The 12,434-nt window shown below is 66.1% G+C and carries 7 protein-coding genes and 1 pseudogene; 5 read left to right on the top strand and 3 right to left on the bottom strand.

Features of this window, described 5'->3' with window-relative positions; translation table 11 throughout:
• Positions 1 to 70 precede the first annotated feature (70 nt).
• From LMF57_RS08400 to LMF57_RS08390, 3 genes are read left to right on the top strand one after another with little or no spacing between them, the layout of a single operon-like run.
• Positions 71 to 958, top strand: a complete 888-nt coding sequence (locus tag LMF57_RS08400; RefSeq protein ID WP_025875046.1) for a carbon-nitrogen hydrolase — start codon at positions 71 to 73, stop codon at positions 956 to 958.
• Between the two features lie 14 nt (positions 959 to 972).
• Positions 973 to 1,503, top strand: a complete 531-nt coding sequence (locus LMF57_RS08395; protein ID WP_025875048.1) for a GNAT family N-acetyltransferase — start codon at positions 973 to 975, stop codon at positions 1,501 to 1,503.
• Positions 1,496 to 2,728, top strand: coding sequence for a TraB/GumN family protein (locus LMF57_RS08390; RefSeq protein WP_180167484.1), 1,233 nt, complete (start codon positions 1,496 to 1,498; stop codon positions 2,726 to 2,728). Before LMF57_RS08395 ends, LMF57_RS08390 begins: the two co-directional genes overlap by 8 nt.
• A gap of 264 nt (positions 2,729 to 2,992) precedes the next feature.
• Here LMF57_RS08390 and LMF57_RS08385 read toward each other — a convergent pair whose 3' ends face one another.
• The 3 genes and pseudogenes from LMF57_RS08385 to LMF57_RS08375 all read right to left on the bottom strand — a co-directional run bounded on the left by LMF57_RS08385 (position 2,993) and on the right by LMF57_RS08375 (position 10,739).
• Positions 2,993 to 6,073 (bottom strand): efflux RND transporter permease subunit, encoded by a 3,081-nt coding sequence (locus tag LMF57_RS08385; protein ID WP_229291205.1) that lies wholly within the window; start codon positions 6,071 to 6,073, stop codon positions 2,993 to 2,995.
• Positions 6,070 to 9,525: pseudogene (locus LMF57_RS08380) on the bottom strand (efflux RND transporter permease subunit); the annotation flags it as partial. The pseudogene LMF57_RS08380 and the gene LMF57_RS08385, both read right to left, overlap by 4 nt.
• 62 nt (positions 9,526 to 9,587) lie before the next feature.
• Positions 9,588 to 10,739 (bottom strand): MexH family multidrug efflux RND transporter periplasmic adaptor subunit, encoded by a 1,152-nt coding sequence (locus LMF57_RS08375; protein WP_025875055.1) that lies wholly within the window; start codon positions 10,737 to 10,739, stop codon positions 9,588 to 9,590.
• A 205-nt stretch (positions 10,740 to 10,944) separates the two neighbouring features.
• Here LMF57_RS08375 and LMF57_RS08370 point away from each other — a divergent pair, with 205 nt between their 5' ends.
• Entirely contained in the window at positions 10,945 to 11,337 is a 393-nt protein-coding gene (locus LMF57_RS08370; protein ID WP_025875058.1) for a c-type cytochrome, read from the top strand.
• A gap of 9 nt (positions 11,338 to 11,346) precedes the next feature.
• The gene (locus LMF57_RS08365) at positions 11,347 to 11,808 is read left to right on the top strand and encodes a cytochrome c (RefSeq protein ID WP_032977578.1); all 462 of its coding nucleotides are present in this window, start codon (positions 11,347 to 11,349) and stop codon (positions 11,806 to 11,808) included.
• The last annotated feature ends 626 nt before the right edge of the window (positions 11,809 to 12,434 follow it).

Raw genomic sequence — 12,434 nt, 5'->3', positions numbered from 1 at the left:
TCAGCAGCCAACACGCTGTCGTGGCGCATCCGCGTTAACATGCGGGTTTTCCCCCGCAGGATCGCCCCGCATGAACTCGCGCAGCCCCCTTACCGTCGCCCTGATCCAGGAGCGCAACCACGGTGATGCCGCCGCCAACCTGGCGGTGATCGAAGCGCGTGTTGCCGACGCCGCGGCACAGGGCGCGAAGCTGGTGCTGCTGCAGGAACTGCACAACGGTCCCTACTTCTGCCAGCACGAATCGGTCGATGAGTTCGACCTGGCCGAGCCGATTCCGGGCCCGAGCACCGAGCGCCTGGGCGCGCTGGCCAAGAAGCATGGCGTGGTGCTGGTCGGCTCGCTGTTCGAGCGCCGCGCTGCCGGCCTGTACCACAACACCGCCGTGGTCTTCGAGAAGGACGGCACCTTGCTGGGCAAGTACCGCAAGATGCACATTCCCGATGACCCGGGCTTCTACGAGAAGTTCTACTTCACCCCGGGCGATATCGGCTTCAAGCCGATCGACACCTCGGTCGGCCGCCTCGGCGTGCTGGTGTGCTGGGACCAGTGGTACCCGGAAGCAGCGCGCCTGATGGCGCTGGCCGGTGCTGAGCTGCTGCTGTACCCCACCGCGATCGGCTGGGACCCGGATGATGTGCAGGACGAAAAGACCCGCCAGCGCGACGCCTGGGTACTGAGCCACCGTGGCCATGCCGTAGCCAACGGCGTGCCGGTGCTCAGCTGCAACCGCGTCGGCCACGAGGCTTCGCCGCTGGGCGCCTCGGGCATCCAGTTCTGGGGCAACAGCCACGTGCTGGGCCCGCAGGGCGAGTTCCTGGCCGAAGCCGGCACCGACGCGACCATCCTGATGTGCGAGGTCGACCTGCAGCGCAGCGAACACGTGCGCCGCATCTGGCCGTTCCTGCGTGATCGTCGCATCGACGCCTACGGCGACCTGCTCAAGCGCTACATCGACTGACCCGGAGCCCGCGCATGGCCGTACTCATCCGTGATGCCGGCCCTGCCGACATTGCTGCGATCACCGCGATCTACGCGGTGGAAGTGACCGACTTCGTCAACACCTACGAGTACGAGATTCCCGACCAGGCCGAGATGCTGCGCCGCATGCGCGACATCATCGACCGCGGCTTCCCCTACCTGGTGGCCGAGGTCGACGGTCAGGTTGCCGGCTATGCGTATGCCAATACCTACCGCACGCGCATCGCCTACCAGTGGACCGTTGAGAACTCGGTCTATGTCGATGCCCGCTTCCAGGGCCGTGGCGTCGGCACCAGCCTGCTGCAGGCACTGATCGATGCCTGCACCGCGCGCGGCCATCGACAGATGGTGGCGGTGATCGGCGAGCCGACCAACACGGCCTCCATCAAGCTGCACGAACGCTTCGGTTTCCAGCTGGTGGGCGTGTTCCGTGGCCTCGGCCGCAAGCATGGCCGCTGGCTGGACACCGTACAGATGCAGCGCGCGCTCGGCGATGGCGCCGATTCCGCTCCTTCCAATGAATGATTCCATGACCGAAACCCTTCCCGAAACCGGCGATGATCTGTTCGCCGGCCAGCCAGTGCGCGTCGTCGAGCGCGATGGTGTGCGTTACACCCTGCTGGGCACTGCCCACGTCTCCCATGCCAGCGTCGAGGCGGTGGAGAAAGCCATCGACAGCGGACGTTTCGATGCGGTGGCCGTCGAGCTGGACCCACAGCGCCTGCAGGCGCTGAGCGACCCGGACACGCTGGCCAAACTGGACCTGGTGGAAGTGATCCGCAAGGGCCGCGTCGCGTTGTTCGCGGCCAACCTCGCGTTGTCGGCCTACCAGCGCCGACTGGCCGAACAGCTCGGCATCGAGCCGGGCGCCGAACTCAAGCGTGCGGTGGACCTGGCGCGCGAGCGCAACCTGCCGGTGCACCTGATCGACCGCGAAGTCGGCCTGACATTCCGTCGTGCTTCGCAGCGACTGGGCTTCTTCGGCAAGCTGAAGCTGGTGGCCGGGCTCGGCGCCGGCCTGTTCTCGTCCGAGGATGTCGGCGAAGACGAGATCGAGAAGCTGAAGCAGGGCGACATGCTGGAATCGAGCTTCGGCGAATTCGCCAGCGAGAGCCCGGCGTTGTACGAAACGATCATCGGCGAGCGCGACCGCTACATGGCCACGCGCCTGCGTGAAGCGCATGATCCGCAGCAGCGCGAAGTGCTTGCGGTGGTCGGCGCCGGCCATCTGGCGGGCCTGGCGCGTTACCTGGAAACCGATACCGAGGCGCCTGCGCCGTTGCGCGAGCAGCTGGAAGCGGTGCCGAAGAAGCGCAACATCCCATGGTTCACCCTGGCGATCCTCGCCATCGTGGCCACCGGCATCGGTGTCGGCTTCTATCGTGGCGGACTGGGCGTGGGCACCGAACTGCTGGCGACCTGGGCGATGTATACCGGCGGCCTGGCTGGCCTGGGCTGCCTGGTGGCCGGCAGCCACCCGCTGAGCATCCTCACCGCGATCGTGGTGGCGCCGTTCAAACCGTTCCGCCTGAGCATCCCCACCGGCGCATTCGCGGCACTGGTGGAAGCGCGCCTGCGCAAGCCGACCTACGAGGATTTCCTCAAGCTGCGTGACGATGCACAGTCGTTGAAGGGCTGGTACCGCAACCGTGTCACCCGCGTGGTGCTGACCTTCATGCTGACCAACCTGGGCAGCATGCTGGGCCTGTGGCTGACCGCAGGCAAAGTGTGGAGCAAGGTGGCGAGCTGATCGCTGCCCCGCCGGGCATGGCCCGGCGCTACCGGTAGGTGCCAAAGGTGTGGAGCAAGGTGGCGAGCTGATCGCTGCCTCGCCGGGCATAGCCCGGCGCTACCGGTAGGTGCCAACCTTGGTTGGCACGTCGTTTACACGCGCGGCGATGGTAGCGCCGGGCCATGCCCGGCGAAAAAAAGGGGAGACCGCCCCACTACGACCGGTCTCCCCCCACCACAACACGTTTTCGCCCCTACGGTCGAGCAAGCTCGACCGCTACACCTACACCGGGGTTCCCGCCACGACCTCGCGGCCGCGAGCGCGCTGGATCAGCCGCACCACCGCATTGCGCAGGTCATCAAGCACCGCGTAGATCGTCGGCAGGAACAGCAGGCTGACCACGGTAGAGAACGCCAGGCCACCGGCAATCGCACGCGCCATCGGCGAGTACTCCGGCCCGTTGCCGAACATCTGTGTATCGGTCAGCGAGATCGGCACCATCGCCAGGATCGCCGTGCCCATGGTCATCATGATCGGGCGTAGACGCTCGCGTGAGCCCTCCACCAGCGCCTGGGTACGGCCCATCCCGCCCCGGCGCAGATTGTTGATGTGCTCGATCATCACGATGCCGTTGTTCACCACCACGCCCATCAGCACCAGGATGCCGATGAAGGACATGATCCCGAACGAGGTGCCGGTGATCCAGAACAGCCAGAACACGCCGAAGATCGAGAACAGCACGCCGCTCATGATCGCCGCCGGGAACAGCAACGATTCGAACACCGCAGCCATCACCACGTAGATCATCACCAGCGCGATCAGCAGGTTGAACACCATCTGCTGCATCGCCTCGTTGTCATCGCCGTAGTCACCGCCATCGAAGGTGAAGCCGTAGCCGGCCGGGAAGTTCATCGGCTTGAGCACTGCTTCCATGGCCTTGCGGCCGTCCGGCGCGGTGATCTTCTCGGCCAGGTTGGCCTTGATGGTCAACGTGGTCTGGCGGTTGGTGCGGCCGATCTGGGTCGCCGAGGAACCCACGTCGACACTGACCAGGCTCAACAGCGGTACGCTGCGGCCATCACCGGTGCGCACGCTGAAACCGGCCAGGTCTTCAGGGCTGCTCTGTTCGGCACCGGCGAAGCGTACCCATACCGGCACTTCGTTGTCGCCCCGACGGAACTCGCGCATCGGTGCACCACGCAGCGCCAGGCCAACGAAACTGGCAACCTGCTCGGCATTGAATCCGAACGCCGCTGCACGCTCACGGTCGACGTGCACTTTCAGCTCGCCGCCCTTCTCGCCGTTGTCGATGCGCACATCGCGAAGCTCGGCGCGCTGTGCCAGCAGCGGCAGCACTTCCTGGCCGATCTCCTGCAGCATCGCGCTGGAGTCGCCGACCAGCTGCACCTGCACGCCCTGGTTGCCGCCACCGCCGCCATCACCGCCCTGGTTGCCGACGAAGTAGTCGGTGCGCGCGGACTTCGGCAGGCCCTTGCGCAGTTCCTCCTGCAGCGCCTTGATGTCCTTGGCGTACTTCTCGTCCAGGGTGACCACGGTGGAGCTGCCTTCCTGTTCGCTGTACCAGGAATAGACCTGCTGCACGTGCAGGCGCTCGCGGTTCTGCTCGATCCAGGCTTCGACACGGGCCACTTCCTCGGACATCTGCCGGTAGGTGTAGGCGCCCTTCCACATGTAGCCGATGAAGATGTCCTTGCCACCGTCGCCACCGAACATGTCGATCTTGGTCAGCTTCATCGGCACCAGGCTGACCAGCACCACCAGCACGATGCCGAGCAGGCTCCAGCCGCGATGGCGCAGTGACCAGTCCAGCAGCTGCGCGTAGCGGCGCTGCAGGCGCGCGATCACGCCGGTCTGCGAGTGCACCAGCTTGGGCGTGGCCATGCGTGCCGACAGCATCGGGATCAGGCTGACCGCCACCAGCCAGGAGGCCAGCAGCGAGACCGAGATGGTGATCGCGATCTGCGCCATGAAGATGCTGATGTTGTTGGTTTCACCAAACAGGTTGGGTACGAACACGATGCAGTGGCACAAGGTGCCGGCGCTGAGCGCGATGGCAACGTTGCGGGTGCCGATGATCGAGGCCAAGCGTGGCTGGTCCGGCAGCCGCTCACGCTCCTGGTAGATGCTCTCGACCACCACCACGGCATTGTCGACCAGCATGCCGACGGCCAGCAGCAGGCCCATCATGGTCAGGATGTTGAGCGTCACCCCGGCGAAATACATGAAGCCGAGGGTGATGGTGAAGCAGATCGGAATGGCCAGGGTCACCATCAACGTCGACGGCCAGTGGCGCAGGAAGAAGAACAGCACCGTCACCGACAGGATCAGGCCGACACCGCCGGCCTCGGCCAGCTCCAGCAGGGACGAGGTCACCGCCTTGCCCTGGTTGTCGATCACCTTGATCTGCACGTCGCGCATCGACGCCTGCGCGCGGATCGCCTCAACCTCGGCAAGCGCGCCGCGCGAGACGTCCACCAGGTTGGCGCTGCGTTCCTTGTAGATGTCCAGGCCGACGGCAGGATTGCCATCCAGACGGCGGCCATAGCTCATCCGCGCCGGCTTCAGCCGCACATCGGCAATGTCACCCAGGCGCAGCCCCTTGGCATTGATCACCAGGTCACGCATTTCCTGCAGATCGGTGATCTCGCCCACCGGCTGCACGCGCACGCGCTGGCCGTTGTCATCGATCTGCCCGGCCGAGATGGAGAAGTTCAGCGTGCGCAGCCGATCGCTCAGCTCATTGATGCTCAGGCCGTGGGCGTTCAGGCGGTTCGGATCGATCGCGATCTCCACCTCGTTCGGCGGCGCGCCGGTGATCTCGACCCGGGCCACGCCCGGAATCCGCTCGATACGCCGCTTGAATTCGCGGTCGAGCATGTCATAGGCAGTGGTCAGGTCGGTTGTGCTGGCCAGGCGCACCTTCAGCACCGGCTGGTCGCTGCTGGACCACTTGAACACGTTGTAGCGCTGCATGTCGTCAGGCAAATCACTGCGGATCGCGTCGATGCGCTCGCGCGCGTCCGAAGCGGCGATGGCGATATCACGATCCCAGTCGCTGAACTCGATGAAGATCGACGCAGCTTCGGAGGTCGCCGACGACCGCATGCGCTTGATGCCGGTCATCGTCGCCAGCGACTCCTCCACCGGCCGGATGATGGTCCGCTCGACTTCTTCCGGCGTGGAGCCGGTATAGGGAATCTGCACGAACAGGAACGGTGCGGAGATGTCCGGCAGCGCTTCCAGTGGCAGCCGGAACGAGGCGATCAGGCCGACCACCACCAGCGACACGAAACACATGATGGTGGTGACCGGGCGGCGGATGGAGAACTCGGCAACGCTCATGCCGGTTCCTCCGCACCCGACGCACTGCCCTCGGCACCGTGCAGGCCCTCACCGGCATGCTTGCGACCGCGTTCGCGGTAGTAGGCATCGCCGCGGCGGTCCATCAGGTCGTACACCACCGGGATCACCAGCAGGGTCAACAGGGTCGACACCAGCAGGCCACCGATCACGGTGATCGCCATCGGTGCGCGCACTTCGGCACCCTCGCCCATCGCCACCGCCAGCGGCAGGAAGCCGAACAGCGTGCACAGGGTGGTCATGATGATCGGCCGCAGGCGCGAACGCGCACCTTCCACCAAGGCCTCGTGCTTGGCCACGCCGGCCTCGCGCAGCTGGTTGACTTTGTCGATCAGGATGATCGCGTTCTTGGTGACCAGGCCGACCAGCAGGATCAGGCCGATGAACACCACCACCGAAATCGGCTTGCCGGTCAGCATCAACGCCAGGATCGCGCCGACCAGCGCCAGCGGGATGGTGAACAGGATCACGAACGGATGCAGCAGCGATTCGAACTGCGAGGCCATCACCAGGTAGACCAAGAAGATCGCCAGGCCGAAGGCGAAGATCAGCGACTTCGCCGCCTGTGCCAGTTCCTCGCCCTGGCCGCCGATGTGCAGGCCCACGCCTGCCCCCAGCGGCTGTTCGGACACCATCTGCTGTACTTCGCGCATGGCCGCGCCCAGGTCGATGTCGCGCAGGTTGGCCGAGACCACGGCCACCCGGGTCTGGTCGGCACGATGGATCTCGCTGGGGCCGGTGGTGGCAACCACGTCGGCTACCGCATCCAGGGTGACCGGACGGCTGCTGCCCGGATTGACGATCAACCGGCGGATGCTCTCCACGCTGGCGCGATCGGTTTCCTGCGCGCGCACCAGCACATCGATCTTGCGGTCGCGGAAGCTGTACCGGGTGGCGACATCGCCGCGCACCTTCTTCACCACCACATCGGCGATCTGCCGCGTGGTCAGGCCCAGTGCGCCGGCGCGCTCCTGGTCGAAGCGGATCTGGATTTCCGGGAAACCCTCTTCCACGGTGGATTTGACGTCGGCGTAGTGCGCATTGCCGCGCAGCAGCGCCGCCAGGCGCTGGCCAGCCACTTCCAGGGTTGCCATGTCCTGCCCACGCAGTTCGATTTCCAGCGGCGTGGAGAAGCTGAACAATGCCGGCCGCGCGAAGTCGACCTGCGCCCCCGGGTGCTGGCCCATGGTGTCGCGCAGGCGCTCGGTGATCTCCGCTTCGGTCTGCGGGTTGCCGCCGCCTTCCATCACGATGGTCAGCTTGCCGATGTTCTCGCCGCTCTCGGTCGGGCTGGCATCCAGGCGGGTACCGCTGCCGCTGACGCCGTACAGCGAGGCCACGCCTTCGCCGTTGCCGTGTGCCAGCTGCAGCTCGCGCACCAGCGCATCGGTCTGCTTCAGCGGCGTGCCGGCCGGCAGCTTGACCGTCATTTCGAAACGGTCCTGCGCCAGCTGCGGGATCAGGTCGGCGCCGAGCATCGGCACCAGCGCCATCGTGCCGACGAACGCCAGTGCGGCCAGGCCCAGCACCTTGCCGGGATGGGCCAACGCACCCGGCAGCAGCCGCAGGTAGCCACGTTCGGCACCGGCGTACGGCTTCATGGCGATGTCGCTGGCCTTGCGCATCACCGGGCCGACCACTGCAGCCACGCCACGGCAGAGGCGCACCACCAGCCATGCCAGCGCGTAGAAACTCCAGCGCATCGTCGCCACCACACCACGACGGCCGAGTGCGACCGGCTTCTGCCAGCGGCTCTGCGGCTGCCACGGCTCGGCTGCGGCTTCTTCCGGGAAGGCCAGCGGCGGCCGGCCCTTCAGCGAGCTCAGCATCGGAATCAGGGTCATCGACACCAGCAGCGAAATCGCGATGGCGATGGCCACGGTCAACGCCTGGTCGCGGAACAGCTGGCCGGCGATGCCGTCGACGAACACCAGCGGCAGGAACACCGCGATGGTGGTCAGGGTCGAGGCGACCACGGCCATGCTCACTTCACGGGTACCGGCGATCGCCGCCTGCAGGATGCCCAGGCCGCGTTCGCGCGCCTTGGCGATGCTCTCCAGCACCACGATGGAGTCATCCACCACCAGGCCGGTGGCCAGTGCCAGGCCGCCCAGCGACATCACGTTCAAGCTCAGGCCAAGCTGGCCCATGAAGAAGAACGTGGCGATGATCGAGACCGGCAACGACAGGCTGATCACGAACGTGCTCCAGCCGTCGCGCAGGAACAGGAAGATGATCAGGATCGCCAGCAGGCCACCGATCACCGCGTCTTTCTTGACGTCGGCGATGGCATGCTCGATGAAGCGCGACTGGTCTTCGATGGTGGTCAGTTCGGCATCGGCCGGGAACGTTGCCTTGATCTGCTCCAGACGCTTGCGCAGCGCTTCGGCGGTGGCCACGGTATTGGCGTCGCCTTCCTTGTAGATCGCCAGTTCGACCGACTCCTTGCCGCCCAGGCGGATGACCGCTTCGCGTTCCTTGTAGCCCTGGCGCACGGTGGCCACGTCCTTCAGGCGCACCGGCACGCCGTTGGCGACCACGCTGGAGGCGCCGCCAGAGGAAGCGCTCTGCGCAGCGGAAGCGGCGGCGACGGCTGCAGCCGAACCCGTAGAGGCAGCGATGTTGAACATCTGCTGCAGCGCCGAGTCGGCCGCGCTGCCGTTGGCGGACTGGGTGGTGACCAGCAGGTTGCGGATTTCTTCCAGATCGGCGAACTGGTTGACGGTGCGCACCAGGAAGCGCTGCGAGCCCTCCTCCAGGCGGCCGCCGGAAATGTTGATGTTCTCTTCCTTCAACCGCTTGATGACGGTGTCGATCGGCAGGTTGAGCTGGGCCAGTTTCTGCTGGTCGATGTCGACCTGGATCTCGTCTTCCAGGCCACCGCCAACCTTCACCGCCGCCACGCCGGTAACCGGCTCCAGCTTCTTCTTCAGGTCTTCGTCGGCATAGCGACGCAGGCCGGTCAGTTCACGGATCGCTTCTTCGTCGGTCGCAGGCGCGGCCTTGGTCGACAGCACCAGGCGCATGATCGGCTCGGTGGACGGATTGAAGCGCAGCAGCACCGGCGCCTTGGCTTCCAGGGGCAGGTTCAGCGCTTCCATCTTGTCGCGCACTTCCAGGCTGGCCTGGTCCATGTTGGTGCCCCAGGCGAACTCGAGCACCACATCACTCTGGCCGGTACGCGAGACCGACTTCAGCTTGCGCAGGTTCTTGACCACGCCCACGGCTTCTTCGACCGGCTGGGTGATCAGGGTTTCCATTTCCGTCGGCGCCGCACCGGTGTACTCGGTGCGTACGGTCAGCGTCGGATAGCTGAGGTCGGGCAGCAGGTTGACCTTGAGGTTGCCCAGTGCGATCAGGCCGAACAGCAGCAGGGTGACCGTGCACATGGCGATGGTGACGCGGCGGCGGGTGGCGAACTCCACCAGGCCGCCACGCATGCCTGCGGCGGCGCCATCGCTCCCGGGCGAGGCACCGTGATCGTGGCCGGGCGCGGTCATTGCGTGCTCCCGGCCTTCTCTGCCGGCTTGGCCGAGGCGGTTACGGTCTTCGCCTTGGCCTTCGGATCGGCGATCACCTGCACCGCGGTGCCGTCGCGCAGGGCGACCTTGCCGGCGGTGACGATCTGGTCGCCTGCCGCCAGTCCCTCACGGATTTCCACCCAAGGCCCTTCGGCGTAGCCGAGCTTGACCGGCACCCGCGCGACCTTGCCCTCGCGCACGCGGAACACTGCCGGCTCACCATCGTCCAGCAGTGCCAGGCGCGGCACCACCAGTGCGTCGGCACGCTGGTCGTAGTCGATGCGGATACGGCCAAACATGCCCGGCTGCAGCGACTGCGCGGCACCGTCGAAAGCACTGACCACACGGAAGGTGCCGCTGCCCGAATCCACTACCGGTGCGATGCGGTCGACGACGCCAGTGAAGGTCTGGCCCGGCAGCGCATCGGCCGACAGCGTGACCGGCTGGCCCGCACGCAAGGTCGCCAGCTCGCGCTCGGGCACGTTGAGGGTGGCTTCCAGCCGCGAGTTGTCGACGATGCGGAAGATCGGCGTGTTGATCTGCACGAAGTTGCCGGTCTTGATCGATCGCGAGGCGATCACGCCGGAAATCGGTGCGACCACGGTGGTGTAGGACAGTTCCAGCGTGGCCAGGCGGTACTGCGCGCGCACGTTTTCCAGGTCGTAGCGCAGTTGGTCGACATCGGCAGCGCTGACCATCTGCTGGCCGACCAGCTTCTGTGCGCGCTGGTAGTTGTTCTCCAGCTTGCGCATCTGCGCCTCGCTCTGGGCAACGGCCAGGCGTGCGCGGTCCGGATCCAGCCGCACCAGAGGCTGCCCGGCGCTGACCCGCTGCCCTTCCTCGACCAGTACCGCCAGCGCGACGCCCGAGGTCTTGGCGACCACCTGCGATTCGGCGCGCGGCTCCAGTGCTGCCGTTCCGGTGTAGCTGGCGGCCACCGCGCGATGGCTGGCCACGGCCACTTCAACCGGTACCGCGTCGACCTTCTTCTCGTCCTTGGTCTCGGCCGCCTTGGCCTCGTTGTTGGGCCCAGCGGCGCAACCGCTCAGCAGCAGGGAGGTGGAGAGCAGCAGCGCGGCAGCGCAGAGTCCGCTGCGGGGGCCGGGCAGGAAGGTTTGGTGCGACATCGTCAGATCCCTGGAGGATGCGTGGGCAGGTGTGGTAGCAAAGTAATGCACCACTTCACGGCAACACCATATCCCAAAGGTCATGGTGTCTTCACGCCGCCGGTCGGGCCGACCCCATTTCAGCTAGATGAAACCTGAGGCTATACTCGGGTCGTTCCGTACCCCACGCCGGAACGACCAGACCCGAATCCCCGGAAAAGACACCATGCGCCCGCAGCCGCTCGCCGCTTGTCTCGCTCTGGCCGTCCTCCTGCCCCTCGGGGCCGCCGCACAGCCCGCACCTGCTCCTGCAGCACCACCCGCCCCGGCACCGGCTCCGGCCCCTGTGCCGGCGGCTGCCACGCCCACCGGCAGTTTCGACAATGGCCGTGTGCTGGCCTACACCTGCCAGGGTTGCCACGGCATCACCGGTTACAAGAACGCCTACCCCAGTTACCGGGTACCGAAGATCGGTGGCCAGACCCAGCAGTACCTGACCCAGGCCCTGACCGAGTACCGCCAGGGCAAGCGCCGGCATCCGACGATGCAGGCGCAGTCGATGAGTTTCAGCGAACAGGAGATCGCCGATCTCGCTGTTTACCTGTCCACCGTCAAGTAAGGCCCGCCCATGTCGAAAGCCGCGCATCCACTGCGTCACGCCATCGCCCTGTCCGTCGCCCTGCTGCTGGCGGCCTGCTCGCAGTCACAGGTGGAGAACAGCGAGAAATCCGCTGGCGATCCCGGCCACGCCAGCGGCGAGCACGGATCGTCTTCCTCCGCGGGCCTGCCTGCCGGGCGTGAAGCCGCCGGCGAGGCCCGCGCCAAGGTCAAGAGCAAGGCCACCAGCCAGAGCTGCATCGATTGCCACGGTGCCGACGGCAATGCGCCGATCGATCCGACCTATCCGAAGCTGGGTGGGCAATATGGCGATTACCTGGCGCATGCGCTGCAGGCCTACCGTGCCGGTGATCGCCAGCATGCGCTGATGACACCGCAGGCGAAGGACCTGAGCGATCAGGACATTGCCGATCTGGCCGCGTATTTCGGCAGCCGGCCGAGCCAGCTGCGGGATCTGCACGGGGTCAAATGACCGCCGGCCGCCGGTGGGTGGGCGTTACTTCTCTTGATGACGCACATCCTTGTGCGTCACCCTGCGGGCCGGCTATGCCGTTCCGCCCTGCTCCTGCAGTGCGGTGCGGTGCGCGCAAAGAAAAGTAACCAAAAGAAACGCTCCGCCATCCGCGAGCCGATGCTACGCGCCGGTACCCTGCGCTCCTCGGTCCACCAAGGGACGGCGTGGGAACTCGCTGCGCTCAGACACCCGCACCTCTTCGCCCTCGGCGGACCTGCGGTGCTCGGCTCGCTACAAGGCGGAAACAGATCAAAAGCGACAGCCGCTAACAGGTATCACCATCACCAACGCACGAGTGCGCCCGGCAAGTGAAGCGACCGCTTTGGATTTTGCCTCAGGTCCGCCTTGAGCGAGCCGAGCATCGCAAGGGAATCAGGGCGTAGAGGTGCCGATGTCTGAGCGCAGCGAGTTCGGCACCGTCCCCTGATTCACAGAGAAGCGGAGGGCACCGGCGCACAGCGCCGGCTCGCGATCTGGCGGCGTGTTTCTTTGGTTACTTTCTTTGCACGAGCAAAGAAAGTGACAATGCCCGAACGCACGTGAATCGGTGGCCGCCCGCCAAGCGAGACGGCCATCGCCCTGGC

Source organism: Stenotrophomonas sp. SI-NJAU-1 (assembly GCF_020883215.1).
GTDB classification, from domain to species: domain Bacteria; phylum Pseudomonadota; class Gammaproteobacteria; order Xanthomonadales; family Xanthomonadaceae; genus Stenotrophomonas; species Stenotrophomonas indicatrix.
Note: the sequence above shows the minus strand (reverse complement) of the source record. Positions and strands in the feature narration are given on the sequence as shown.